Below are 25,761 nucleotides of genomic sequence, written 5' to 3' on the forward strand. Positions count from 1 at the left end.
AAAAACAGGAGGAAATCACTATATGAAAACGAATCAAGAAATAGGAACACTTTTCGTACGTGTTATTTTAGGTATCATCTTCTTTCTACACGGACTTCAGGCATATCAAGGAGGTCTGGGAGGAACAGCGGCATTCTTTGGACAAATCGGTATACCGGAATTTATGGCCTATATTGTGAAGACAATTGAACTGGTCGGTGGTATCGCCTTGATTTTAGGTCTAGGAACACGTATTTTCGCAGCCTTATTTGTACCCATTATGGCTGTGGCGATTATGACGGTTGGTTTTTCTAAAGGATTTGTTGGCGGTTATGAATTTGAACTATCGCTGCTTGTCATGGCGCTTTATTTAACACTTAGCGGCAGTAAGATGCTGTCCATTGATGGGATGCTAAAACATCAGCAGCAAAGCAATGAAGCAAAATTTCATTAAGCGATCATGAAAAAAACTCCTTCTGCTATTTGTGGCAGAGGAGTTTTTTTATTTATCAAATTGTCGTTTTCACGTTTGAAAAAGTGAAAGAGATGAGAGGTTTGCTGAGAATCGTTCTTTATTTTATAGATTGAATGACTAAAAAGACAATTTCATTTTTTGACGGAACATACGATCTCCTATTAAAATAGGACTATCTAAGACACATGGTGCGTTAAAAGATATAAAAACCATACAGCATGCTGCTGTTCATCTTGAGCGATACGTTTCATCAGCTCTTTTGTTCCTTGATCCCGGACATAATCTGATATCGTTAAGTAAAAATCGACCGTTCTTTGTTCATCTTTAAATGCGAAAAGAAGTCCTTCTCTAAATTGATCTGGACAAGGTTCTGTTATGCTTGGTTTGTGGTTTTTACCTGTTAAAGAATAATATAGCTTTGAAAATAGTTGATAGTGTCTGACTTCATCCTGGCGTATTTCTTGAATGATTTTTTTTGCCTCAGGAGTTTTTGCTCTTTGGGCAAGTTTTTCGTAGCATTGGATCGCAGAATATTCACCATTGATTGCTTTTTCAAGATCTGAAATGATTCTTGTGTTTTGGCGCATGTCATATGGCGAGTAGTCATAATAACCGTAATACATGATATTGCCAGCCTCCTTTGAGTTCATGATGGTTTATGATATGAGAAGAGTAAGGAAAGGTGCCTATATCTTTTTAGGAAGGAGAAGGGGAAAATAGCTATTTACTTTTATTTTCGCTAGAATATGAGTACATAAGAAAGGTGTTGTGGAGCGTGGAGATTCAGTTTTTAGCAGGCAGATCGGGGAGTGGAAAAACGACTGCAATCTTAGAGGAAATCAAAGAACAGCTTCGGCTTGATCCGTTGGGTCCGCCAATCATTTTTTTAGTCCCGGATCAAATGACATTCTTAATGGAATACGAGCTTGCAAAAACGTCTGAAGCTGGCGGGATGATCAGGGCAAAAGTATTTAGTTTCACGCGTCTTGCTTGGTCTATTTTACAGCAGACTGGCGGAGCGAACCGGCAATTTGTGACAAGCACAGGAATTCAAATGCTTTTAAGAAAAGTGATTGAAGAGGAGAAAGAAAAGTTTAAGGTATTCAAAAAAGCGAGTGATAAGCCGGGGTTTGTGGAGGAAATCGAAAAGACGATGGCTGAGTTCAAGAGATACTGCATGCTGCCGGAGGATATTGAAAAAATTTCATTATCGAGCATGCATTCAGAGTATACAGAAGAAAGACGGGCAGCCGAGAAATTGCATGATCTGCATGTTCTTTATCAGCAGATGGAGCAGCATTTACAAGATGAATATGTGCATTCAGAAGACTATTTGACACTTCTCACGCAGCAAATTCCTTTATCTGAAGAAATAAAAGGAGCACACATTTATATAGATGGTTTTTATCAATTTACACCGCAGCAGCTTCTCGTCATTGAACAGCTTCTGCTGCATGCTGAGAAAATAACGGCTGCTTTCACAGTGGATCGTTCCTATCATGATAAGCTGCCAAATGAACTTGATTTATTTCGTATGACAGGTAAAACGTATTTCCAGCTCTATCAGCTTGCCAAAGAGTGCGGAGCGGCCATTTCTGAGCACATTTTGGAGAGAAATAACCGTCATCTTCATACGCCGGATCTTGCTTATTTAGAACGGCAATATGAGCAGAGACCGGTGCAGCCATATCAGGAAGTCACTCCTCATCTCACAGTATCTAAAAGTGCGAGTAAACGAGCTGAAATTGAGGGAGTAGCGAGAGAAATTCTTCATTTAGTGAGAGAAGAAGGACTTAGACTGCGAGATATTTCGATTGTAGCGCGGCATGTAGACGACTATAAAGATACGTTAAAAGAGGTTTTTCGAGATTACGATATTCCTTTTTTTATTGATGGAAATGAATCGATGCAGTATCATCCGCTCATTGAATTGATTCGTTCGAGCATGGATGTCATAAAAGGAAACTGGCGGTATGAGGCCGTGTTTCGATGCGTGAAGACAGAGTTCTTATTTCCGCTCGAACTTGCCAGAAACAAAGCGAGAGAACAGGCAGATCAGCTTGAAAACTACTGTATTGCTTATGGTGTAAAAGGAGAACGCTGGACAAACGGCTCCCGTTTCCATTACAGGCGGTTCCAATCATTAGATGAGGATTTTGGACAAACAGATCAAGAAATTGAAATGGAACAGATGCTGAATGATGTAAAGGAATGGATCGCACCTCCGCTTTTCCAATTGCAAAAAAGGCTGAAAAAAGCGCAAAAGGTAAAAGACATGGTAGAGGCAGTCTATGTCTTTTTAGAGGAAATACAAGTGCCGGATAAACTTGAAAAGGCTAGGCTGGAAGCTGAAGAAGCAGGTAGATTAGCTGAAGCCATGCAGCATGGACAAGTATGGGAAGCTGTTATTCAATTAATGGACGAATTTGTGGAAATGCTCGGTGAGGAGGAGCTCTCATTTCCTTTATTCCAACAGATGATGGATACAGGATTGGCCTCTTTAAAATTCGCTTTAATTCCGCCTTCACTCGACCAAGTATTTATCGGAAGTATGGATTTATCCAGAATGTATCAAGTGAAGTGTATGTTTATCATTGGGGTAAATGATGGCGTTATTCCCGCACGCCCTTCTGACGAAAGTGTATTGTCTGAGGATGACAGGGAATGGTTAAAGCGAGCAGGAGCAGAGCTGGCAGAGACAGGAAAGGAACGGCTACTAGATGAGCAATTTTTAATTTACCAGGCGCTGTCGAGTCCATCTCATCATTTGTATCTGTCTTATTCAGTGTCAGATGAAGAGGGGCGCTCTCTATTGCCTTCGACTCTTATCAAGTATTGTCAGGAGCTTATGCCAAATCATGAGCATGCTTTGTATGTGTTAGACCCGGAACAGCTGGATGACAAGGAGCAATTAAAATTTGTAGCGAATGAGCATGTCTCGTTATCGTATACTGTCTCGCAGCTGCAGCAATGGCTCAACCAATATCCCATCAGTGGTGTATGGTGGAGTGTCTATAATTATTTGATGACGTCATCTCATCGGGATGTATCAAAAAACATCTTGTCGAGTTTGTTTTTTACAAATCGAGCGAAGCGCTTAAAACCAAACGTCACAAAAGAACTTTACGGTGATCACATTCAAGGCAGTGTTTCAAGAATGGAGAAATTCAATGAGTGTGCATTTTCTCACTTTGCTTCCCACGGGTTAAAACTAAAGGACCGGCAATTTTATAAATTGGAAGCACCTGATATCGGCCAGCTGTTTCACTCGGCCTTAAAGCATATTTCAGATACGCTTGTTGAACAAAAAAAGGATTGGAAAAACCTTACGAAGGATGACTGTGTCAACTATTCAAGACATGCAATCGAACAGCTTGCTCCGCGTCTTCAAAAGGAAATCCTATTAAGCTCTAACCGGCATGCTTATATTAAAGAAAAGCTCCAGAAAATCTTGATTCGAGTCTCTACTATATTAAGTGAGCATGCAAGAGTGAGTGGATTTTCTCCCGTTGGGCTTGAGTTAGGCTTTGGCGGCCAAGGACCACTTCCACCGTTTACTTTTCAATTGAAAAATGGCTGCACGATGGAGCTTGTCGGAAGAATTGACCGGGTGGATAAAGCAGAAGGTTCAAAAGGGCTGCTGTTGAGAATCGTCGACTACAAATCGAGTGAGAAAGGTCTTGATCTAGCAGAAGTATACTATGGGCTGGCTTTGCAAATGCTCACATACTTAGACCTGACCATTACGTATTCGAAGGAGTGGCTCGGTGTAGAAGCAACACCAGCTGGCATTTTATATTTCCATATTCATGATCCGCTCATTCAAGTACCGATTCCGCTTGCAGAGGATGAAATTGAGCAGGAAATCTTCAAGAAATTTAAAATGAAAGGTCTATTGCTTGAAGATGTAGAAGCGGTAAAGCTAATGGATCAAACGCTTGAATCAGGAAGATCACAAGTCATTCAAGCCGGCTTGAAAAAGGATGGGTCTTTCCGTTCTGACTCTGCTGTTTTAAGTGAAGATCATTTCCATATACTCACACAGCATGTTCGGCGCACGTTTGAAGAGGCAGGCGAAAGAATTACAAATGGCGAGGTAGCCATTAATCCATATAAATTGAAGGATCAAACACCATGCCGCTTTTGTTCATTTAAGTCTATTTGTCAATTTGATGAATCGATAGAGGATAATGAATTTAGAGTGCTTTCATCTGAAAAGGATGATGTTGTGATAGACCGGATCAAAAAAGAAGGGGATCAGTATGCAAATACCAAAACCGAATAACAGTACTTGGACGGATGACCAGTGGGAAGCCATCGTTTCAGAAGGACAAGATATCCTTGTTGCGGCGGCGGCAGGGTCAGGTAAAACAGCTGTTTTGGTTGAACGGCTGATTCGAAAAATGACCCGGCCTGAAGATCCAATTGATGTGGATCGTCTGCTCGTTGTGACTTTCACAAATGCATCTGCGGCAGAGATGAAGCATCGGATCACAGAAGCACTTGAAAAGGAATTAGCCCAAAACCCCGGGTCCCTTCATATGAGAAGACAGCTGTCGCTCATGAATCGTGCCAATATTTCCACCCTGCACTCCTTTTGCTTGCAGGTTTTGCGCACCTTTTACTATGAGATTGACCTTGATCCAGGCTTTCGTTTGGCTGATCAAACAGAAGGAGAATTATTAGGAGATGAAGTGTTAGATGAACTGTTTGAGGATGAATATAAGGCTGGAAAGCCAGCGTTCTTTGAACTGGTTGATCGTTACACTTCTGATCGTCATGATTTAGACTTGCAATGGCTTGTGAAGAGAATTTATGAGTTTTCCAGATCTCACCCTTCACCTGAGCAATGGATGAGGGCATTCCTTTCTCTTTATGATGTAGATGCTCAAACAAAAGTAGAACAATTACCGTTTTACCCATATATCAAAGAGGATCTTTCTCTCGTTTTTCGAAGCTGTCTGGAACTGCTCGAACGAGCCCTCGCCCTATCAAAAGAACCGGGCGGGCCGGCACCGAGAGCAGAAAATTTTATAGATGATTTAGAGCAAGTCAATGAATTAATCAGGCACCAAGATGATTTTGAGAAGCTTTACGAGCTTTTGCCAAACATCAATTTTAAAAGGCTCAAAACATGTAAAGGGGACGAATATGACCCTGTGCTGTTAGAAAAAGCCACAGATGCACGCAATCAAGCAAAAAAACAATTAGAAAAGCTTAAAGATGAATACTTTATGCGCAGTCCGGCCCAGCACTTGAAAAGCTTAGCTGAAATGAAGCCGGTGGTCGAGACACTTGTGGAGCTTGTCATCCAATTTGGACAGCGTTTCGAAAGAGCGAAGCAAGAAAAATCAATCGTGGATTTTTCGGATTTAGAGCATTATTGCTTACGCATTTTAGCAGAGCAGGACGCGGAAGGAAATTTGATCGAAACAGAAGCGGCCAAGTACTATCAACAGCAGTATGAAGAAGTACTCGTTGATGAATATCAAGATACAAACCTTGTGCAAGAAACGATTTTAAAGCTTGTATCTAAAGGGGAACATGCTGCAGAGGGCAACCTGTTTATGGTTGGTGATGTAAAGCAGTCCATATATCGTTTTAGACTGGCTGAGCCCATGCTCTTTTTAACCAAATATAAACAATTCACACCAGACGGCAAAGAAACAGGGAAGAGAATTGATTTAAATAAAAACTTCCGCAGCCGTTCAGATGTGTTAGACAGTACGAACTTTTTGTTCAAACAGCTGATGGGGGAAACAGTTGGAGAAATTGAATATGATGAACAAGCTGAATTAAAGCTTGGAGCGAGTTATCCAGAAAGCGAAGATACAACGACAGAAATGCTTCTTGTACATTTAGATCAACAGGAAGCAGAAACTGACGAAGAGCGAGAAGAGCTAGAAACCGTACAGCTTGAAGCGAGAGTCATTGCTAAAAAAATAAGACAATTGGTGGAGCAGCCATTTCAAGTGTACGATTCAAAACAGCAAATGACCCGTAACTTGCAGTATCGGGACATTGTGATTTTGCTTCGCTCCATGCCGTGGGCACCGCAAATGATGGAGGAATTGAAGAAGCAGGGAATCCCTGTGTATGCGAATCTTTCCTCTGGTTATTTTGAAGCAACAGAGGTGTCTGTGATTCTTTCTCTGTTAAAAGTCATTGATAACCCATATCAAGATATCCCGCTTGCAGCTGTATTAAGATCACCAATTGTTCATTTAGACGAAAATGAAATGGCACTGATCCGCACGAGTGATAAAAAAGGCACCTATTATGATGCTGTGAAAGCATTTATGAGTGGGACTCATTCAGATCACCCTACATGCAAAAAACTAGAACGATTTTTCAGGTTGTTGCGTAAGTGGCGTGATTTCTCTATGAATCATTCAGTAGCGGAATTGATTTGGGAAGTATACCGCGATACGCAGTATCTAGATTACGTCGGCGGGATGCCTGGAGGCAAACAGAGACAGGCGAATCTCCGTGCTCTTTATGATCGAGCGAAGCAGTATGAAAAAGCTGCTTTTAGAGGGCTGTTCCGTTTTCTTCGCTTTATCGAAAGAATGCAGGAGCGTGGAGATGATCTTGGGGCGGCAAAAACGTTCAGTGAAACAGAGGACGTTGTTCGCATGATGACGATCCACAGCAGTAAAGGATTAGAATTTCCAGTCGTCTTTACCGCAGGACTCGGCAGAAACTTTAATATGATGGACTTAAACCAGTCCTACTTACTTGATAAAGAATTAGGCTTTGGAAGCAAATATATTCATCCAGAGCTGAGAATTAGTTATGCAACATTACCGCTTGTTGCGATGAAAAAAAAGATGAGGAAAGAGCTATTATCTGAAGAGCTGAGAGTTCTATATGTAGCGCTCACAAGGGCTAAGGAAAAATTATTTCTTGTCGGCTCTGTCAAAAATCAGGTGAAGGCATTAAGCAAATGGCAAAATGCTGCAACCGGAGAGGACTGGCTCCTCCCTGATTTTGAACGTTATCAATCGAAAACATACTTAGATTTTATTGGTCCTGCTCTCATCCGTCACCAAGCAATGTCATCTATTTTAGAAGAAACAGGTGATGTTGTTCTTTCGCACCCATCAGCATTCACAATCTCATTTACTCAAGCTTCCGATCTTCTAAAAGAAGATATGTCACTTGAAAAGAAGCAGCAAGATGAGGTGGTACAAGCATTGATGGACGGCTTACCTGTTGAAGGTTATGGTGATGCTGATGAGAAAGTAGCAGAGAGACTTTCATGGAGATACCCGTATCTAGCGGCCTCACAAGTCGGCACAAAGCAGTCTGTTTCAGAGATAAAGAGAATGAAAGAAATACAGGATGAGTACAGTGTTCCTTCTTCTCTTAGAAGAGCTCATGCAACGTTGTATGACCGGCCGGCTTTCATGAAGAAAAAAGCACTCACTGCCGCAGAGCAAGGCACCGCAATGCATACAGTCATGCAACATATTCCGCTTTCTTCTGACGAGCCCCTCGATGAAATCCGTATACATCAGCTGCTCGATTCCTTACAGCAGCGAGACTTGCTAACAAATGAGCAAGTTCAGTCAATTGATCAAGAAGGAATTTCCGCTTTTTTCTCTACTACTATTGGTCAAAAGCTGCTGAAAGCGGACTGGGTGAAACGAGAAGTGTCATTTAGTATGGTGTTACCTGTTAAAGAGGTATACAGCCATATTGATGCAGAGGGGGAGCCTGTCCTTATTCAAGGGATGATTGACTGTTTATTTGAAACGGATGGAAAACTATATTTACTAGATTATAAAACAGATAGAGTGCAAGGCAGATATACAGGCGGTCTTGAAGCAGCTGTACCTATTTTGAAAAAGCGCTATGAAACTCAAATAGCGTTGTATGCACAAGCGGTGGAACGTTTAACAAACAGAACATTAGAGGAGAAAATTCTTTATTTCTTTGATGGGAATTTAGAAATTTCATTATAAATGTATCGTAATGAGAGGTGAATCAAATGAGGATTTTGCATACGGCAGATTGGCATCTAGGAAAAACTCTTGAAGGCCGGAGCCGGCTTGATGAGCAAGCACAGTTTTTAGATGAGCTGTATCAAATCGTAAAAGACGAACACATTGATGTCATTGTCATGGCTGGAGACGCCTTTGATACAGTGAATCCGCCTGCTAGAGCAGAACAGCTTTTTTATGAAAGTCTATCTGCCTTATCTGATAAAGGAAAACGTCAGGTCGTGGTCATCTCAGGCAACCATGATAATCCGGATCGACTATCTGCCGCATCTCCTTTAACAAATGATCAGGGGATTCATTTAATTGGATATCCGACAAATGACATCATCCGCGTCGATGTTCCTTCTTCGAGTGAACGTTTATCCATTGCAGCACTCGCTTATCCGTCTGAAGCGAGGCTTAACGAGGTGCTGGCTGAAACATTTGAAGAGAAATTGCTTCGTGATCATTACAATTTAAAAATACAGCAAGCGTTCCAACATTTAAGCGCTCAATTTCAAGCCGATACGGTCAATATCGCAACAAGCCATATTTATGTGGCAGGAGGAAGTCAAACAGATTCAGAAAGACCGATTGAAGTAGGCGGTGCATATACCGTTGCGGCTGAAAGTCTGCCAGAAGCAGCCTGCTATGTGGCCCTTGGTCATTTGCACCGCCCGCAAACCATCAAACGTGCCAAAACGATTGCCCGCTATTCCGGGTCACCTCTTGCTTACAGCTTTTCTGAATCAGGATATGCCAAATCAGTCACGATTGTAGAGGCAAAACCTAATGAAAAAGCAAGCTGGAAAGAAGTGTTGTTATCAAGCGGAAAACCACTTGTGAAATGGAAGGCAACTGAAGGATTGAGCCAAGTACACGAGTGGCTGGATGAAAAACGGGATCTTCAGGCATGGATTGATTTAGAGATTCATTTAACAGATCAACTCTCCATAGAAGAGATTCATCAGCTCCGAAAGCAGCATAGCGGGTTTGTCCATATTAGACCGAAATTTAAAGAACTGCAGCAAATGGAAGAACAAAAGCAAGTCGAAAAGCTCTCAATCGAAGAGCGGTTCGTGAAATTTTATGAGCGCCAGACAGGCGGCGGTCTTCCTGATGAAAAAACAGTCAAGCTGTTTTTGGAGCTCGCCAATGAAATGCAAGAGGAGGAAGCGACTTGAAGCCGATTACACTAACCATTAAAGGACTTCATAGCTTCAGAGAAGAACAAACAATTGACTTTAGCTCATTATGTGATGCAGGTGTGTTTGGCATTTTTGGACCGACAGGAAGCGGAAAGTCGTCCATATTAGACGCCATGACCCTGGCACTTTATGGCAAAGTGGAACGTGCGTTAAATAATACACATGGTATTTTGAACCAAGCGGAAGAGAAGCTGTCAGTTTCCTTTACGTTCGCTTTGCAAAAGGAACATCACATTTCTTATAAAGTAGAACGTGCTTTCAAGCGGGCAGATGAAATGAAAGTCAGAACGACACTATGCCGTTTGATTGAAATTGGTGATACGCAGACAGTTCTTGCAGATAAAGCGAGTGAGGTCAATCGTAAAATAGAAGAATTACTCGGGTTAACCATTGATGATTTTACGCGAGCGGTTGTCTTGCCCCAAGGGAAGTTTGCAGAATTCCTTTCTTTAAAAGGAGCCGATAGACGACAAATGCTTCAGCGTTTGTTTAACCTAGAGAAGTATGGGGATCAGCTCGTTAAACGTTTGCGCGCAAAGGCGCAGAATCAGTATGGACAAAAAAATGAACTGCTTGCTGAGCTGAATGGTTTAGGTGAAGCTGGTCCAGAGGCGCTCGCAAAGGCAAAGGAAGCGGCAGAGCAGGCAAAGGCTATTTTTCATGAGAAAAAACAAGCGCGGGATGAAGCGTTCACTGCTTTTACAAAGGCGCAAACAATTTGGCAGTATCAAAAGGAACAAGAAGCTTATGAGACGGAACTAAACCATCTGAATCAACTGGCACCATCAATGGAAGAGAAAAAGGCCAAGCTTCATATTGCTGAGCAGGCAGAGGCATTAAAGCCTTATGCGGATGCATTAACAAAGGCTGAAAATCAGCTTTCTCAAGCATTAAAAGAGAAGCAGGAAGCAGAAAATCAGCTACTGCATCAACGAACGATCTATGATCAAATGACACAGAACTATGAGCAAGCAAGGCAAAAGAAAATAGAAACTGAGCCAGAACTTCTTCAAAAGAAAGAGCAGCTGCTTCAGCTAAAGGAAATTGAACGGAAAAAAGAGGCGGCTCTTCAGGAAAAGACGGCAATCGAACAGCGAAAAAACGATACAACGCAGCAATTATTACAAAAAAAAGAAGAAGCAGACAATCTCCAATCTTTGTTAGAACGTGCACTGGCAAAACAAACACAGCTGAAGCGTGAGCTCGAGCAATTACAAGTCTCTGTAAAAGAACGGAAAAGTGTACAGGATGCTTTGCGTTTAAGCGAAAATATTCAAAGAATACACCAAAGCATACACAAGGAAGAACAAAAGATGGAGGAGCTCAAAAAGCGATCAACACAGAGCGCAGCAGCATATGAAAAGCTTCAAAAACAGCAAAAAGACCATCATGAAAAAATAGACCAATCATTTCAAGCGATTGAACAGCTTTATTTCTATGTATGTGAATTCGAACGGGCTTTTACAGAATGGAGTAAAAGAGAACAAAGTCAGAAGCTCGAAAAATTAAAACAGCGTGATGCTGTTAGGGCGGCGGAATTAAGAAAAGAATTAGCGGCAGAGCTCGTAGATGGTGAGCCATGTCCTGTTTGTGGATCGATTCATCATGACCCAAAGGCACTGGAAAATAATGACCATGAAGAAACAGTGGCACAAATCGATGAAGTGATTCAACGGATGGACACAGAGCTCAAGCAGGCAGAGGAATATACAAGAGACATGTATGCCGCCAAGCAGCTATTGGAAACGCACGCCAATCAATTAGTAAAGCAGTTTGCCTTTTTATCTCAGAAAGCTCCAGGTGCGGAAGTTGCAGCAGCAGTAGAAGCAGTGCAAAAGCCGGAGTCCTTGCAGTATCTCATGCAAGAATGGAAAGGCTTGAAACAAGATATTCAAGAAGTTGAACGTAAACGAGCTCGTTTAATGGATGAAACATATGATCAAGCAACAGGGATAAGCAAGATGAAAGATCAAATGACATTTGATCAGCAGCGTATCGAAGAATTAGACGGGCTGATCAAGGAGCTTCAATCTGAGCTTTCAGAGCAAACGTCTCAATTTGAACAGGCTTTCCCGCACTTTACATTGCATCAAGTACAAGAGATGCAAAAGCAGATCGATGAAAAGGACCAGCAAGCGGAAGGCTATAAAGAGCGTATTGAGAAAAGTATTTCATTTTTGGAAGAAAAACAGCAGGCAAAAGAACAGCTGCAAACAGCCATATACGATGTAGAGAAGGAACTTGATAAACTAGCGCATCAGCTAGAAAGCCAGCAGCAGCTCATTCATCAATATGAAACAGATTTAGGGAGATATCCATTGAAAGCTGTCTCCATTTCTGATGAATTGATCGAGGTTGAACACACGCTTGCTCGTCTCAATGAAATGGAACAGCAATCGTACAAGCAATTACAGCAAGCGCAGGAGCTCTTTAGTGAAGCACAAAGTCATTTTTCAAGCTGTGAGCGTCAGCTTCAAGAGGCTGACCGGAGAAAACAAGAAGCAAGTGAAGCATGGACTAAAGAATCGGAGTCTTCTCCTTTTGATAAGCCTCAAGAGATTGAATCTGCTTTCATGAATCAATCAGTACGTCAAACTGTTAAACAAGAAATTGACGAATTTGAGGATAAAAGAAAGCAATGTGCCGCAAACTTAAAGCGAATTTCTGAACTGCTGAAAGATGAGTCACTAGATGAAAAGCAATGGACTGACATTCAACTGAGGAAAGAAGCGGCAGAAAAGGCATTGGAAGAAGCAACAGTGATGAGCGGCTCTGCATATGAACATCTGCGTGTAATGGAAGAAAATCACCAGCGATTTGCAAGTATTCATGAACGTTTGGCGGAGCTGCAGCAAGAAATTGATCGGCTCGATAAGCTGCAAACCGTGTTTAAAGGAAATACATTTGTTGAGTTTTTAGCAGAAGAACAGCTGGAAAGTGTCAGTCGTGATGCATCTGCCCGTCTTGGTATTTTGACAAGACAAAGGTATGCGATTGAGGTTGATTCAGAAGGCGGTTTTGTCATGCGTGATGATGCGAATGGCGGTGTCAGACGTCCAGTGTCCAGCTTGTCCGGCGGGGAAACCTTCCTGACGTCGCTTGCGCTTGCGCTAGCTCTTTCAGCGCAGATTCAGCTGAGAGGTGAGTTCCCGCTGCAATTCTTTTTCCTTGATGAAGGCTTTGGTACCCTTGATCAAGACTTGCTTGATACAGTGATTACTGCATTAGAGAAATTACAGTCTCAAAACTTAGCTGTTGGCGTCATCAGCCATGTGGAAGAATTGAAAATGCGGCTGCCGAAGAAACTGATTGTCCATCCGGCAGATCCAAGCGGGAAAGGGACAACAGTCTCAATGGAATTAATGTAAATATTGAGGTGATGACACGGGTGGCAAAGCAAACAATTGGATTATGTGAGATGTGCGGAAGACAAGATGTCCTGCTCACAGAACATCACTTAACCCCAAGAGAAGAAGGCGGGGCTTTTTTACCGACTGCCTACCTATGCATCCCTTGTCATAAACAAGTACATGCCCTCTATACAAACCAGGAGCTTGCCGCACGTTTGAACACAATTGATGCGCTGAGGCAGGATGAAAAGCTTGCTTCGTACATCAAATGGATTCGGAAACAGCCGGCAAGCAAGCTGGTCAAAACAAAAAAATCGAGACAGCGCAGAAAGAAATAAGCATAAAAAAGCGCTCCTCTATTTGAAATGGATGTAGAGGAGCTGCTTTATGCATTGCCTACCATATTCTGATCATTTAAGTCAGGATCCACATAGTTGGTGGCGCTAATGCCATTATTTAATATCAAGAAATCTCCGGTATTCCCCGCTCCAGAGCCTAAAGCAGATTTTGACGAACTTTTAGGCGACAGGTAGAATGAGTCACCGACGTTTACGACGCCTCCAGAAATAGAGTTAATGTAAATGGGTCCGACAATTGCTGGCATAATCGACATCCTTTATTCGAAGTCATATCACCATCATATGCGCAGGTAGGTCCATTTGTGAGTTTTGCGGACTTTCATCATTGCTAAACAGCTCTCTAATATGCTTCACTCGCGCAACGCCATTCATTCTACAAGTAGAGCCGATTTGATAGACAGAGGACGATGATACCCCTTCTACATGGATTGAAGACACTTTAATCACAGGCTTTTCATGGTAAAATGCTGTTCTCACTGATCGCTCTGGCAGCATCAAAGGAATGGGCTCATAATACACTTCAAATTCTTTCGCATCTAAATTTTCTGCTTCATAGCCATAAAACAAACTAATGGTTCGTTGAACAGCTAATACCTTGACTTTCGGGCATAGCTCCTGAGTATCACCAATTTGAACCACACTCGAAATCCCGACAGAATTCACCTTTGAGAACTTCACTTGAGATGTGCGTTTGATCATTATCGAGGCGCCAGAGGAACAAACGGGCCAATAATCAGAGATTCTGGCGGTGTATCAAAAATTGAGGATAATTGTACATGGTCTGTGTCCCCGATGATAAACAGGGAAGAAGACGATACCCCGACTACTTTAATGCTTCCAGTCTCGATGTTGCGGTTGACAACTGTGAAATTCATCCGTTTTCCTCTCCTTTCGTTTCACTTGGAATATGGGCTAAAAAGTGCTCAATCGCTCGCTTTACATCATGCTTCACATATTCAGCAATTTGCTCTGAACGCTGCAACGGTGTCATATCTTCCCGGTGTGGCAGCTGTCCCGCATAGTATTTGATCCTGCTGTCAATTTGCTTGCGAATATCCTCAATGATATGGTGTTTGTTGCTTTCATCGAGGGACCCTTCGTATCGCTGTTCTAGTTCTTCAAGAAGTTCTGGTGCTTCTTCATTTAAAAATGCATCGACAAGCTGCCGTGTTTGATTGAAAAATTGACCAGCCATTTCTTGCTGCATCATTCCAATTCCCGGGGTTGTTGTTTGGCCCACTTCAAAGTTTTGAACACTGTTTGGATCAGATGGATTGAGGCCGATATTCAGCGTTCCTTCCAGCCGTTCGATTTTCAGTTGATCAAATTGATAATCAATCCGTTCAATATTCGTTGTCGGTTTATCTTTGATCATTTGTATTTCCTGCTGAAGCTCGTTAAGCCTTTTTTCTAGCATCATGATTTGTTGCGAGTGTTTTTGAATGATGCCATATACTTGTGAAGCGTTGCTCTGATAATCATACATTTACATACACCTCCGGGGATTGCAGATGGCTTAAGTTGTTGGTGACTGAAGCGGTACAAAAGGTGCTGTGCTTGCGCCTTGAGATTCTTCAATACCTTGTGTACCTGCTGCGGCAGGCGCTGCTTCTACATAGCTTCCCGTGTTATACAGGTTGGAAAGGGCCTTGATGGATCCAGCACTCCCAATTTGCAGAACAGAGGAGTTACTCACAGACTCTACACGTAAATAATTAATTTGTATCGCTTGATTAATATAGAAGTTCAACGGATTTTCACTCCTTACAAGTTACCAACAAGCGGTTGATCAATGACATCACTGTCGTACGTATTTGTCACACTTTTGTAGTTGCTAATTTGTAATTGATCACCTGTATTAAAACTGCCTGCGCCAGCAAACGTTTTAACCTGACTATTTGGAGAAATGGTGATGCAGTCTCCAACATGAACGACTCCGCTCGTTCCGACGGCATTTACTTTAAAGGCTCCCACAATAGCCGGCATAGCGGTGCACATCCTTTATAAAATTAGGGCACTTGTTTTGGGCGTTTCACCATAGCTTATGATGGGTCTTTTAATGTGTGATTGTCTTTTTGAAAGCTTTTGATGAGAGGAATTAGATGTATGGCTTACCCTTTTTTTGAGCAATCTTTAGAGGTGGATTTGATGCCTTTATTTAAGAGTGTGTCAAGCTCTTGACTGCACCTGATCGTTTCTTCGGCATTCATCCCGAATTTTTTTGCAGTCTCAATTAAATGTAATCTTTTTTGTTCAATTTCATAATTGATCATAACGGACGCCAACTCTCACATTTTTTATCAAATAGAAGGATATGGTTAGTATACCCTATTTTTCTATAAAAAAAGCTGTTTCGTCAATATGAGTAATAAAGTGACAAAATTCGAAAGTGTTCTTACGTACCAAATGTTTCTTTTTTGATCTCAGTCTGTAAATAACGTCGTCTTTTGTTGATATACTGCCGGATTAAGTCTCTTTCAGACTGCAAGACGTCTTTTCGATCTTTCGTATATGGATCATCTCCAATTCGATTCTCAATCGATTCATGCCATTTCTCGACGATTGGGCAGAGCCGGTCTTCTACAAAATGTGTATCGAGTACATGCTGGAAAAGTGTGTAATAGGCTCTTTTAAACGAAGGGATATCTAGTAATCTAGCAGTTAATGTATTAAAGCCGTTTACTGGGATATAATCAAACGGCATTTCTTCTCCATGAATGTCACGACCCCATGTTGCATCATAATCCCAAGGAAGTACTTGAAACCTCCCTTGTTCATTTACATAAAGAGCGTAGTTATGAACAAAACCATCAAAGTTTTGTGTGCATACCACACCGATGAGCCAGCGGAAATACTGTGTCACATCTAGGTATTGTTCAATTTTTTCTGCAAAAGTGTCATCTTTCGCTGTGTTGAGAAAGTAAATAAATTCACTTAGCTGCTGATCATGTTGAGAAGTTCCCGTTTTTTTCTCGTATCCGAGAAGAAGGTGCTTTTTTGGTTTTTTATCAAAAGAACTCAAAAGGGAGAAGTTCGCGTCATCATCAACCGCATAATAAATGCCGCCTCCTGAAAGCTGCCGTTTTTGAAGAAAGAACTCATCGACGGATTCTATTTTCAAATAAATCCCTTCTTTTCTTCCATTTATGGTGAGAAACACATGAGAAGCAGCGGGGCTATGCACCCCCATCTGCTCAAAGAAATAAAAGGACAGCCTGTTTCGGATAAACGAAGGATCATTGTACTCTGCATTTAAATGAAAGATCGATTCGCCTTGTCTTTGTTTCGGCTTTCGATATTCAATTTGATAGGACTTTTTCTTAAGCTTTCTAATGTGTGATCCGCGGTATGAAGCATAAATATGTGATTTGGTTTGGCCGGTTTTTAGAATAGCTTCAACAGGTTCATCGTTCCAAATGTCTTTTTTTAATTCAATCAGGTCCTTTGGATGAATCCACATATCAAATTGTTTTAAAGATTCTGTGTTCATACGTTCATCAGCCTCCTATATGCTCTTCTTTACGATATGAAAGTGAGGGAATGTCCTGTACCGGCTGGTAGGTATTCATGGAGTTTTAAGGGAAAGAGGCATTCGTCACGAACACTTGTCTACCGAGTCTCGTAACATAAAGCAGAGAAGATAAACAGCTTTGTCTGTTTGTTTTGTCGAAGCATAGACTGGGAGGGGAATTGTTCGTGAGTACAATTGATCATTCACACATTGAACATGCAGTAGCTTCACTTCGAAGTGAGGGACGTGATCATCACTTAGATCGTGAACCAGAATCGAGACGTTCGCATAAGTCAGCTCGTTCTCGTCATTCAAGTCGCGGTCATTGGTTCTTTGGTGGTGGTGGACGCCGTAAATCACGCCGCAGTAAAAAAAGTTACAGAAGCTATCGTTCAAAGAAAAGTTATCGCTCTAAGAAAAGCTATCGCTCGAAGAAAAGCATGAAGAGTAAAAAGTCATATAAAAGCAAAAAATCTTACAGAAGCAAAAAGAGCGAACCGAAAAAGTCACACCGCAGCAAATGCAGATCTCATCATAAGAAAAGCTGCCGCAAATCACACCGCAGCAAATGCAGATCCCATCATAAGAAAAGCTGCCGCAAATCACACCGCAGCAAATGCAGATCTCATCATAAGAAAAGCTGCCGCAAGTCACATCGCAGCAAATACAGATCCCACAATAAGAAGAGCCGCAAGTCACGTCGCAGTCATCGATCTAAACGTTCTCATCACCATAAACGCAGCCGATCTTGCCGAAGATGTGGAAAGAAAACGCATCGTTCCCGAAATAGAGGAAATGTTGAGCGTAAATGGGATCAAGGAAACATGTGGGAGTACCGCCGTTTTCGCTAAGCGTTAGATCATCATTTTTGAAACCCTTTTTAAAAGAGAGTATGATAAAAAAGGGTTTTTTTTGTTTCATAGAGAAATAAAATGAGACATCATAACTTAGCGAAATGAAGATTGTGAGGGGAAGACATGAAGTTTTTTACAGGTGAAATACATAGCAGCATGTTTATTGGGGTAGTCATTGATGATGAATGGGTGATGGACGTCAAAAAGGCAGAAGCCAAATTATTTGAGCTTGAGACACTGCCAAACTCTTTATCTGAGTGTATCAAAATGGGGGACAAGTTTGTTGAACATGTCGGGCAGCTTCTTGATTGGGCTGAGAAAAAAGAAGAAGACCGCGGTTCTTATGTATATCCGCTTTCGGACGTGAAACTCCATGCACCAATTCCAAAGCCGTCTAAAAACATCATGTGTGTCGGAAAGAATTATCAAGACCATGTCATGGAGATGGGAAGTGCGGCGGATATTCCTAAAGACGTGATGATTTTTACAAAGGCACCTACTTCTGTCATTGGACACGAAGCGAACATTCTCCTTCATGAAGATGTGACAAGTGAATTGGATTATGAAGGAGAGCTTGCCATCGTGATGGGCAAAACAGGGAAAAACATTGCTCCTGAAGAGGTCCAAGATTATATATTCGGTTACACCATTTTAAATGATGTGACGGCAAGAGATTTGCAGAAAAAACATAAACAATTTTTCATTGGCAAAAGCTTAGATACAACCTGCCCGATAGGACCTTATATCGTTCATAAGTCAATGATCGAGGATCATGGTGCGCTCCATGTGGAAACAAAGGTAAACGGAGAGGTTCGTCAGTCTGCCAGTACGGAATTAATGATCTTCACAGTTGAGGACATTGTCTCCACTCTTTCAAAAGGGATGACATTAGAAGCGGGTGACATCATTGCAACAGGTACACCTTCTGGGGTAGGGAAGGGCTTTGAACCGCCTAAGTTTTTAGCTTCTGGAGATCGTATTGACATCACGATTGAACCGATTGGAACGCTGACAAATCACGTCAAATAAAGCGCGTGATGACACAGGATTGTCGCTTTGTGTTCGACTTATTTCGTGGTACGATGAGAAGGTACTTGTTCTGATAAAGGGGGAAATCACAAATGGGAACACATTTACATATCACAGCATGGGTGCTGGGGATTATTTTATTCTTCGTAGCCTTTGCTCTAGCAGGTAAAAATGACAAAGGCGCTAAAATTGTGCACATGATCGTTCGTTTATTCTACTTGATCATCATTGCAACAGGCGTAGAGCTGTATGTTCGCACAGGAATGAAAATTCCAGGTTACGGGGGCGAGTATATTGGAAAAATGATTCTTGGTATCCTAGTGATCGGTTTCATGGAAATGGTCCTAGTGCGCAAGAAAAAAGGAAAATCGGTGACTGGTGTGTTGATTGGTTTTATCGTATTTGCGATTGTGACCATTCTTCTCGGTTTACGTCTGCCGATCGGTTTCCATATCTTTTAATATAAAAAGGACATTGCTTATACGAAGCAGTGTCCTTTTTATGTGGCATCAAATTGTGAAACGATCCGTTGTCCGTCTGAAGTGGTCCATTCAAAACGAATGTGACTGGCGTCTGGCTCATGGTGACATTGAAGTGCAAGTGATTGCGTATCTGCCGAAAACTGAAAGAAAGAGACGCGCTGCAATGAATGAAAGGAAGAGAAAACACAATCATAGACGGAAAAACCAAGCTGCTCTATCTGGTCAAGGATGTGATCAAAAACGTTTTCCGGTACGAACATGAGAAGATCAAGCCATCCTTTGGCAAGAGACGCCGTATATTGAATGTTTTCTCCTCCCTGTACTTCTATTAGCTGCCCGTTTTCATGAAGAATCATAGAACCGAGCAATTCCCCTTTTGTCCATTGGTCATTTTCCTTCAAACAGATCATTGTGCTTTGAAGACTTTCTGGCAGCATGATCTCTCCTTCATCATCTTCAATCAGGAAATGCCCGTTTTCAATGAGCAAATACCCATTACACCATCTTCTGCTGCAGCGTTCAAGCTGTCTCATTCGATTCTCCATTTGCAAAAGCTCCTTTCCTCTTTCTTTTCTTACCAAATCAAGCTTGTCCTATACGCCGGGAAAAAAGGACAAATCAACTATCAAGGAGACGATGCATAAACTAAGAAAGGCTGAATGAGAACACTTGAGGAAAAACGGATGGGAGCTGATGATGATGTGTGGAATTACAGGCTGGGCAGACTTTAAAAAGCCGCTCATCCAACAGGATCATGTAATCAATCAAATGACAGATACATTATCTAAAAGAGGGCCAGATGATACAAATACATGGAAAAGTGAGCACGTTCTTTTCGGGCATAAAAGGTTAGCGGTGGTAGATGTAGAAGGCGGAAAGCAGCCGATGACATATACACATCAAAACCATGCTTATACGATTGTATACAATGGAGAGCTCTATAACACGGAGGATATAAGAAAAGAATTGTTAAAAAGGGGGCACCGCTTTCTTGGGCATTCTGATACAGAAGTTCTTCTTCATGCCTATACAGAATGGAAGGAAGAGTGTGTCTCTCATTTTAATGGCATTTTTGCATTTGTGATCTGGGATAGTGAGCGTGAATTGTTATTTGCAGGGAGAGACCGGCTAGGCGTCAAGCCATTTTTCTATACAGAACGTCATCATTCCTTCTTATTTGGTTCAGAGATCAAAGCACTTCTTGCTCACCCTGATATCAAAGCAAAAGTCGATCATGAAGGGCTGTCGGAGATCTTTGGCTTAGGACCGTCAAGAACACCAGGTCAAGGCGTGTTTAAAGGGATAAAAGAGCTGAGACCTGCACATGCCTTGACCTTTTCAAAAGACGGTCTGCGCGTATGGAGATACTGGAATGTCAAAAGCAAGAAACATACTGATTCACTTGATGACACCGCACAGCACATTAAGCATCTCTTTACAGATGCCGTGACAAGACAGCTCGTCTCTGATGTGCCTGTATGTACATTTTTATCTGGGGGCGTCGATTCTAGTGCCATTACTGCCATTGCCGCTAAGCACTTTGAGAAAATAGGGAAAGCACCGCTTCATACGTATTCCATTGACTACGAAGGAAACGATCAATTCTTTGAGGCAAATCAATTCCAGCCGAATGCTGACGGTCCATGGATTGATCAAATGACCAAAGCGTTTCAAACGAATCATCACAGCTGTATCATTGGACAAAAAGAGCTCGCTTCCTATCTGAAGGAAGCCGTTGAGGTTCGAGACTTACCGGGTATGGCAGATATTGATTCTTCCTTGCTTTGGTTTTGCCGAGAAATTAAAAAGGACTTCGTTGTTGGCTTGTCAGGTGAATGTGCGGATGAAATCTTTGGCGGCTATCCTTGGTTCCATATGGAAAATGAAACGAATGGTTTTCCTTGGATGAGATCGACTGAAGCTAGAACTCAGCTCCTGCAAGACTCGTGGCAAAAAAAGCTGTCACTTAAGGAATATGCGCAAAGCAAATATGAAGAAACGGTGGCAGAAACGCCTCTTTTAGATGGAGAAACCGGCGTCGATAAAGCCCGGAGAGAACTTTTTTACTTAAATATGATCTGGTTTATGACAACACTGCTTGACCGTAAAGATCGAATGAGTATGGGGGCTAGTCTTGAGGTACGTGTGCCATTTGCAGATCATCGCCTTGTCGAATATGTGTGGAATATTCCTTGGGAAATGAAAATGCATGGAAATCGTGAAAAAGGGGTTTTACGAAAAGCATTAGAGGGAATTTTACCGAATGAAGTGCTTTATCGAAAGAAGAGTCCTTACCCGAAAACACATCATCCAGCCTATACTCAGGCTGTGAAAGAGATGCTCACAGACTGCCTCGCGCAAAAAGACTCTGTACTTCACGAATTTTTAGATCCACATCAATTAAAGCAACTGATTGAAACGGAAGGGGCTTCCTTTCATGTGCCATGGTATGGCCAGCTCATGAAGGGCCCGCAGTTGATTGCCCATCTAGCACAGATTCATCATTGGTTTGAAACGTATCGAATTGATATAGAAGCGTAATAAAGAGTCGGCTTTCTTGCACATGTTGAAAGGAAGCCGGCTTTTTTGATACATAACATGAGACTTTTTCAGCACATCAAAAGTTGATCTAATCTTTCTAATTTGTATAATTAACTTAAAGTGAATTAATTTGGAGGAAAAAGGATAATGAAAATCATTGTGATTGGAGCGGGACCAGGGGGCCTTGCAGCAGCTATGATGCTTCAAAGCAAAGGACATGACGTTCATGTATACGAAAAGCAGCCCTTTGTCGGCGGGCGTAACGCTAAGTTTCAACTTGGTGATTTCACGTTTGATACAGGTCCTACCTTTCTCAGCATGATTCATATTGCAGAGGAGCTGTTCACCTTTGCTGGTAAAAATCTTTATGACTATATTGATGTGATTGAATTAAAAGAGATGTATAGATTAATATTTCAAGACAATCAGCTGGATATGATCCGGGATCGCGATGAAATGTACAAACGATTAGAAGCCTTTGCACCTGGTGAGGGCGAAGGATATCTAAGATTTATGAATGATACAAAGCGCAAAATGGATCGTCTGACACCAATTTTACAAAGTAAAATGGACCGCTTTCATCATTACCTTCGTCCGAAGGTGATCAAAGCACTTCCACAGCTTTCACTAAATAAAAGTTTGTATGATGTGCTGTCAGACTATTTTTCGAATGAATCAGTGAAATATGCTTTTACATTTCAATCAAAGTACTTAGGAATGTCACCGTGGGAATGCCCTGGTGCGTTCTCGATTCTTTCGTTTATGGAACATGACACAGGTGTATTCCATCCGAAGGGCGGTGTCAATCAGCTGTCAGAAGCGATGGCAAAGGCGGCGCTTGAAGCTGGGGCAGAGATTCATCTGTCAGCAGGCGTTGAAAAGCTGCTCACGGAGGGAAGGAAAGTAAAAGGCATTCGTTTAGAATCTGGGGAAGAAATACAAGCAGATGAGGTTGTCGTCAATGGAGACTTTGCACATGTGATGACAAAGCTTGTCGAGCCAGGACTCTTAAAGAAATACAGCGAGAAAAAATTAAAAAAGAAAAAATTCTCATGCTCTACCTTTATGCTTTATTTAGGACTGGATACCATGTATGATGAGCCGCACCATACCATCGTTTTTTCCGATGATTATGCTCGATTTGTCAAAGGCATTACGAAAACATATGAGCTGCCAGATGATCCGTCTATTTATATTCAAAATGCAAGTGTAACCGATGACTCACTTGCTCCAAAAGGAAAATCAGCTCTTTATGTGCTGGCTCCAGTTGCTAATAACCAAAGCGGTATTGACTGGGAAGCACATCAAGATGAATTTAGAGAGCTTGTGCTGGATACATTGGAGCGGAAAACCGGCTTTCAAGATGTGAGACAGCATATAGAAGTCGAGCGGATGATCACACCGAAGCAATGGGAGGAAGACCTTTACGTTTATGAAGGAGCTACATTTAACCTCGGCCACCAGCTGACGCAGATGATGGTCCTAAGGCCGCACAATGAATTTGATGAATTAAAGAACTGCTGGCTTGTTGGAGGAGGAACACATCCAGGAAGCGGACTGCCAACCATTTTAGAATCAGCACGTATCACGACAAATGCCATTCTTAAAAAAGAGAAACATTCACACAAAACAATGCCGCATCAAGAAAAGGGGAGCGCCTCATGAAACAACATATATTGATTGCTGGCGGTGGTATTGGCGGAATGATCTCAGCGCTTTATTTAAAAAAAGCGGGACATGATGTCACCCTTGTCGAAAAAAATGAACGGCTTGGCGGGAGACTTGCTTTTGTACGTGAGAAAGGATATAAAGTAGATGAAGGTCCGACCATTGTCCTACTTCCTGACATGTTAAAAGGCATTTTACATGAGGTAGGAATTGACGAATCATCTCTTGATCTTGTGGAGCTTGATCCGCTGTATACCATTCAATATCAAGATGGAACCTCCTATACGAAGTACTCTGATGCACTCCGTCAGTTAGATGAAATCAGACGTGTATTTCCAAAAGAAGATCAAGGGTTCCAGAGGTTTATGGAAGAAATGACGGACCGGTTTCAAGAAGGACAGAAAGCCTTTCTAGAAAAATCATTTCACGAAAAACGTACATTTTTTACAAAAGCGAATATGAAGATTTTAATGAAATTAAAGGCGTATCGAACGGTACAAAGCGCTCTGAAAAAATATTTCTCAGACGAACGCCTGCGAGATGCATACGCACTTCAAACCCTCTATGTTGGAGGAAACCCGTATGAAGCATCGGCTATTTATTCGCTTGTGTCCTATAGTGAGCACGCACATGGAATCTACTATTTAAAAGGCGGCTATGCGAGTTTAGTAGATATATTGGAAGAGCAGCTCATCAACATGGGTGTGCATGTAAGAAAAAATGAAGAAGTCACACAATTGGTGTTTGAGGGAAAACGGGCAGTCAAAGCAAAAGTAAATGATGAACATGTAGCTGCTGATGCATTTGTAATCAATGGAGATTATCCAGCTGCGTTAAAACAGTTTGGTTTAGACGAACAAGATCGCCGGAAATACGTGCCTTCCTCTGGCTGTGTGATGGTGTATCTCGGGTTAAACAAAATGTATCATGAAGCACCTGTTCATCAATTTTTTATGGGAGAACACTTTGATCAGCATATGAAAGAGGTTTTTCAAACGAAAACGATTCCTCAAGACCCGTCATTATATACATTTAATCCATCGATCATTGATCCATCTCTTGCCCCAGAGGGCTGTAGTGTTCTATACATGCTCGTTCCCGTTCCTTCAGGAGATCATATCAACTGGGAAGAGGAGACAGATTTTGTCGAGAACATGGTGGAGCGCCTTGAGAAAAGAGGCTTTCCGAGATTGCGAGAGTCGATTGTTTGGAAAAAGGTCAGAACACCAAATGATTCCTTGCGAGAAGGATTGTTTGAAGGCGGCAGCTTTGGACTTGCACCTAATTTGTTTCAATCAGGTGTCTTCCGCCCGCAAGTGAAGGTCAGCGAGACAGATAATCTTTATGCGGCAGGTGCTTCCACGCATCCGGGCGGCGGGGTGCCAATCGTGATGCAAAGTGCGAAGCTCATGGCCTCTGTACTACTAAAAGATTTGAATGATAGAAAGGAAGTGAAGCTAAGTGGTTGATGTACAAACAGCATTAAAAGTATGTGAGGAAACCATTCAAACCCATTCTAAAACGTTTTACCGGGCCTTTTCCATGCTGCCTAAAAAGAAAAGACAGGCCGTCTGGGCCGTATATTCCTTTTGCCGGAGAGCAGATGACATTGTAGATGAGTCGCCTACGCCACAAGAGGACCTTGCATCCTTTCGGGAGACGTTTGATCGATTTTTACAAGGTGAGGTAGACCGGAATGATCCGATATGGGTGGCGCTAGAGCATACATTTCAAGAGTTTCGGATGGATGAAGCCCCGTTTCGTGACCTGCTCCAAGGACAGGAGATGGATTTAGAGCAGCAGCGATACGAAACGTTAGATGAACTGCTCATCTATTCCTATCATGTTGCTAGTACCGTTGGACTCATGCTCCTTCCCATTATTGCACCACGTAAAAAAGAGCAGCTAAAAGAAGCAGCCATTTCGTTAGGGATCGCTATGCAGTTAACCAACATCCTTCGAGATATCGGCGAGGATCAGGCTGAACGAGACCGCATTTATTTGCCAAAGCAAGTGATGGACCAATTCGGGTACACAGAGCAAGAATTGCAGAAAGGGATTGTCAATCAAGCTTTTCAGCACGTCTGGGAGTACATTGCTTTTGAGGCAGAGGCATACTACGAGGAGTTTTTTGACCATCTTCATGAATTCCCGCTGTATTCACGAATACCGGTGAAAGCAGCAGCTCACTTTTATAAAGCCATTTTAGATAAAACAAGAGAAAACGAATACCGCGTCTTTACCGAGCGAGCATTTATTTCAAAACAGGAAAAAGCACTTATTTTAGAAGATATTACGTAAAAAAGGACTGCACCCAGTC

Annotated in this window: 22 protein-coding genes; 12 read left to right on the forward strand and 10 right to left on the reverse strand. The window is 42.0% G+C overall.

Annotation, left to right across the window (positions count from 1 at the left end):
* Positions 1–22: 22 nt before the first annotated feature.
* A complete protein-coding gene (locus MHB67_RS05140) occupies positions 23–433 on the forward strand; it encodes a DoxX family protein (protein WP_024425497.1) in 411 nt (136 codons plus the stop codon).
* Positions 434–630: 197 nt separating this feature from the next.
* Here MHB67_RS05140 and MHB67_RS05145 read toward each other — a convergent pair whose 3' ends face one another.
* Positions 631–1,077, reverse strand: coding sequence for a ferritin-like domain-containing protein (locus MHB67_RS05145; RefSeq protein ID WP_044334155.1), 447 nt, complete (start codon positions 1,075–1,077; stop codon positions 631–633).
* Positions 1,078–1,229: 152 nt separating this feature from the next.
* On the opposite strand from MHB67_RS05145, the gene addB reads away from it, so the two are divergent.
* From addB to MHB67_RS05170, 5 genes are read left to right on the forward strand one after another with little or no spacing between them, the layout of a single operon-like run.
* Positions 1,230–4,739 carry a helicase-exonuclease AddAB subunit AddB gene (addB, locus tag MHB67_RS05150; RefSeq protein ID WP_342492834.1) on the forward strand — a complete coding sequence of 1,170 codons (3,510 nt, stop codon included), beginning with the start codon at positions 1,230–1,232 and terminating at the stop codon, positions 4,737–4,739.
* Positions 4,717–8,421: a helicase-exonuclease AddAB subunit AddA gene (gene addA, locus MHB67_RS05155; RefSeq protein WP_342492835.1), complete on the forward strand. Its 3,705-nt coding sequence runs from the start codon at positions 4,717–4,719 to the stop codon at positions 8,419–8,421. The genes addB and addA overlap by 23 nt, the downstream gene beginning before the upstream one ends.
* 26 nt (positions 8,422–8,447) lie before the next feature.
* Positions 8,448–9,623, forward strand: a complete 1,176-nt coding sequence (sbcD, locus tag MHB67_RS05160) for an exonuclease subunit SbcD (protein ID WP_122631156.1) — start codon at positions 8,448–8,450, stop codon at positions 9,621–9,623.
* Positions 9,620–13,015 (forward strand): SMC family ATPase, encoded by a 3,396-nt coding sequence (locus MHB67_RS05165; RefSeq protein ID WP_342492836.1) that lies wholly within the window; start codon positions 9,620–9,622, stop codon positions 13,013–13,015. The genes sbcD and MHB67_RS05165 overlap by 4 nt, the downstream gene beginning before the upstream one ends.
* A 20-nt stretch (positions 13,016–13,035) precedes the next feature.
* The gene (locus MHB67_RS05170; protein ID WP_024425503.1) at positions 13,036–13,335 is read left to right on the forward strand and encodes a hypothetical protein; all 300 of its coding nucleotides are present in this window, start codon (positions 13,036–13,038) and stop codon (positions 13,333–13,335) included.
* Between the two features lie 47 nt (positions 13,336–13,382).
* On the opposite strand, the gene MHB67_RS05175 is transcribed toward MHB67_RS05170, so the two are convergent.
* The 8 genes from MHB67_RS05175 to MHB67_RS05210 all read right to left on the reverse strand — a co-directional run bounded on the left by MHB67_RS05175 (position 13,383) and on the right by MHB67_RS05210 (position 16,846).
* Positions 13,383–13,601, reverse strand: coding sequence for a spore germination protein (locus MHB67_RS05175; RefSeq protein WP_003211468.1), 219 nt, complete (start codon positions 13,599–13,601; stop codon positions 13,383–13,385).
* Between the two features lie 22 nt (positions 13,602–13,623).
* Positions 13,624–14,055, reverse strand: a complete 432-nt coding sequence (locus tag MHB67_RS05180; protein ID WP_024425504.1) for a spore germination protein GerPE — start codon at positions 14,053–14,055, stop codon at positions 13,624–13,626.
* Positions 14,055–14,231 (reverse strand): germination protein GerPD, encoded by a 177-nt coding sequence (locus tag MHB67_RS05185; RefSeq protein WP_003210893.1) that lies wholly within the window; start codon positions 14,229–14,231, stop codon positions 14,055–14,057. Before MHB67_RS05185 ends, MHB67_RS05180 begins: the two co-directional genes overlap by 1 nt.
* Positions 14,228–14,842 carry a spore germination protein GerPC gene (locus MHB67_RS05190; RefSeq protein ID WP_024425505.1) on the reverse strand — a complete coding sequence of 205 codons (615 nt, stop codon included), beginning with the start codon at positions 14,840–14,842 and terminating at the stop codon, positions 14,228–14,230. Before MHB67_RS05190 ends, MHB67_RS05185 begins: the two co-directional genes overlap by 4 nt.
* 30 nt (positions 14,843–14,872) lie before the next feature.
* Positions 14,873–15,106, reverse strand: coding sequence for a spore germination protein GerPB (locus MHB67_RS05195; RefSeq protein WP_003210877.1), 234 nt, complete (start codon positions 15,104–15,106; stop codon positions 14,873–14,875).
* A 14-nt stretch (positions 15,107–15,120) separates the two neighbouring features.
* A complete protein-coding gene (locus MHB67_RS05200; protein ID WP_024425506.1) occupies positions 15,121–15,342 on the reverse strand; it encodes a spore germination protein in 222 nt (73 codons plus the stop codon).
* A 125-nt stretch (positions 15,343–15,467) separates the two neighbouring features.
* A complete protein-coding gene (locus tag MHB67_RS05205) occupies positions 15,468–15,629 on the reverse strand; it encodes an aspartyl-phosphate phosphatase Spo0E family protein (protein ID WP_029707539.1) in 162 nt (53 codons plus the stop codon).
* A gap of 122 nt (positions 15,630–15,751) precedes the next feature.
* Positions 15,752–16,846: a CotH kinase family protein gene (locus MHB67_RS05210; RefSeq protein WP_073204632.1), complete on the reverse strand. Its 1,095-nt coding sequence runs from the start codon at positions 16,844–16,846 to the stop codon at positions 15,752–15,754.
* Between the two features lie 998 nt (positions 16,847–17,844).
* Here MHB67_RS05210 and MHB67_RS05215 point away from each other — a divergent pair.
* Both MHB67_RS05215 and MHB67_RS05220 read left to right on the forward strand, forming a co-directional pair.
* Positions 17,845–18,750, forward strand: a complete 906-nt coding sequence (locus tag MHB67_RS05215; protein WP_073204637.1) for a fumarylacetoacetate hydrolase family protein — start codon at positions 17,845–17,847, stop codon at positions 18,748–18,750.
* 92 nt (positions 18,751–18,842) lie between these two features.
* Positions 18,843–19,211, forward strand: coding sequence for a YisL family protein (locus tag MHB67_RS05220; RefSeq protein WP_024426524.1), 369 nt, complete (start codon positions 18,843–18,845; stop codon positions 19,209–19,211).
* Between the two features lie 38 nt (positions 19,212–19,249).
* On the opposite strand, the gene MHB67_RS05225 is transcribed toward MHB67_RS05220, so the two are convergent.
* Positions 19,250–19,777 (reverse strand): DUF2777 family protein, encoded by a 528-nt coding sequence (locus MHB67_RS05225; RefSeq protein ID WP_342492837.1) that lies wholly within the window; start codon positions 19,775–19,777, stop codon positions 19,250–19,252.
* 154 nt (positions 19,778–19,931) lie between these two features.
* On the opposite strand from MHB67_RS05225, the gene asnB reads away from it, so the two are divergent.
* The 4 genes from asnB to MHB67_RS05245 all read left to right on the forward strand — a co-directional run bounded on the left by asnB (position 19,932) and on the right by MHB67_RS05245 (position 25,742).
* Positions 19,932–21,773, forward strand: a complete 1,842-nt coding sequence (asnB, locus tag MHB67_RS05230) for an asparagine synthase (glutamine-hydrolyzing) (RefSeq protein ID WP_073204643.1) — start codon at positions 19,932–19,934, stop codon at positions 21,771–21,773.
* Between the two features lie 147 nt (positions 21,774–21,920).
* Positions 21,921–23,438 (forward strand): phytoene desaturase family protein, encoded by a 1,518-nt coding sequence (gene crtI, locus MHB67_RS05235; protein ID WP_044334175.1) that lies wholly within the window; start codon positions 21,921–21,923, stop codon positions 23,436–23,438.
* Positions 23,435–24,910, forward strand: a complete 1,476-nt coding sequence (gene crtI, locus MHB67_RS05240; RefSeq protein WP_151862955.1) for a phytoene desaturase family protein — start codon at positions 23,435–23,437, stop codon at positions 24,908–24,910. Before crtI (MHB67_RS05235) ends, crtI (MHB67_RS05240) begins: the two co-directional genes overlap by 4 nt.
* The gene (locus MHB67_RS05245) at positions 24,903–25,742 is read left to right on the forward strand and encodes a phytoene/squalene synthase family protein (protein WP_044334179.1); all 840 of its coding nucleotides are present in this window, start codon (positions 24,903–24,905) and stop codon (positions 25,740–25,742) included. Before crtI (MHB67_RS05240) ends, MHB67_RS05245 begins: the two co-directional genes overlap by 8 nt.
* Positions 25,743–25,761 lie beyond the last annotated feature (19 nt).

Source organism: Bacillus sp. FSL H8-0516, assembly GCF_038635285.1.
Taxonomy (GTDB): Bacteria; Bacillota; Bacilli; order Bacillales; family Bacillaceae; genus Bacillus; species Bacillus safensis.

Coding starts and splice junctions, on each gene's coding strand:
- MHB67_RS05140 (WP_024425497.1), top strand. CDS start 23: ATGAAAACGAATCAAGAAATAGGAACACTTTTCGTACGTGTTATTTTA.
- MHB67_RS05145 (WP_044334155.1), bottom strand. CDS start 1,077: ATGTATTACGGTTATTATGACTACTCGCCATATGACATGCGCCAAAAC.
- addA (WP_342492835.1), top strand. CDS start 4,717: ATGCAAATACCAAAACCGAATAACAGTACTTGGACGGATGACCAGTGG.
- sbcD (WP_122631156.1), top strand. CDS start 8,448: ATGAGGATTTTGCATACGGCAGATTGGCATCTAGGAAAAACTCTTGAA.
- MHB67_RS05175 (WP_003211468.1), bottom strand. CDS start 13,601: ATGCCAGCAATTGTCGGACCCATTTACATTAACTCTATTTCTGGAGGC.
- MHB67_RS05180 (WP_024425504.1), bottom strand. CDS start 14,055: ATGATCAAACGCACATCTCAAGTGAAGTTCTCAAAGGTGAATTCTGTC.
- MHB67_RS05185 (WP_003210893.1), bottom strand. CDS start 14,231: ATGAATTTCACAGTTGTCAACCGCAACATCGAGACTGGAAGCATTAAA.
- MHB67_RS05190 (WP_024425505.1), bottom strand. CDS start 14,842: ATGTATGATTATCAGAGCAACGCTTCACAAGTATATGGCATCATTCAA.
- MHB67_RS05200 (WP_024425506.1), bottom strand. CDS start 15,342: ATGCCGGCTATTGTGGGAGCCTTTAAAGTAAATGCCGTCGGAACGAGC.
- MHB67_RS05205 (WP_029707539.1), bottom strand. CDS start 15,629: ATGATCAATTATGAAATTGAACAAAAAAGATTACATTTAATTGAGACT.
- MHB67_RS05210 (WP_073204632.1), bottom strand. CDS start 16,846: ATGAACACAGAATCTTTAAAACAATTTGATATGTGGATTCATCCAAAG.
- MHB67_RS05215 (WP_073204637.1), top strand. CDS start 17,845: ATGAAGTTTTTTACAGGTGAAATACATAGCAGCATGTTTATTGGGGTA.
- MHB67_RS05220 (WP_024426524.1), top strand. CDS start 18,843: ATGGGAACACATTTACATATCACAGCATGGGTGCTGGGGATTATTTTA.
- MHB67_RS05225 (WP_342492837.1), bottom strand. CDS start 19,777: ATGGAGAATCGAATGAGACAGCTTGAACGCTGCAGCAGAAGATGGTGT.
- asnB (WP_073204643.1), top strand. CDS start 19,932: ATGTGTGGAATTACAGGCTGGGCAGACTTTAAAAAGCCGCTCATCCAA.
- crtI (WP_044334175.1), top strand. CDS start 21,921: ATGAAAATCATTGTGATTGGAGCGGGACCAGGGGGCCTTGCAGCAGCT.
- crtI (WP_151862955.1), top strand. CDS start 23,435: ATGAAACAACATATATTGATTGCTGGCGGTGGTATTGGCGGAATGATC.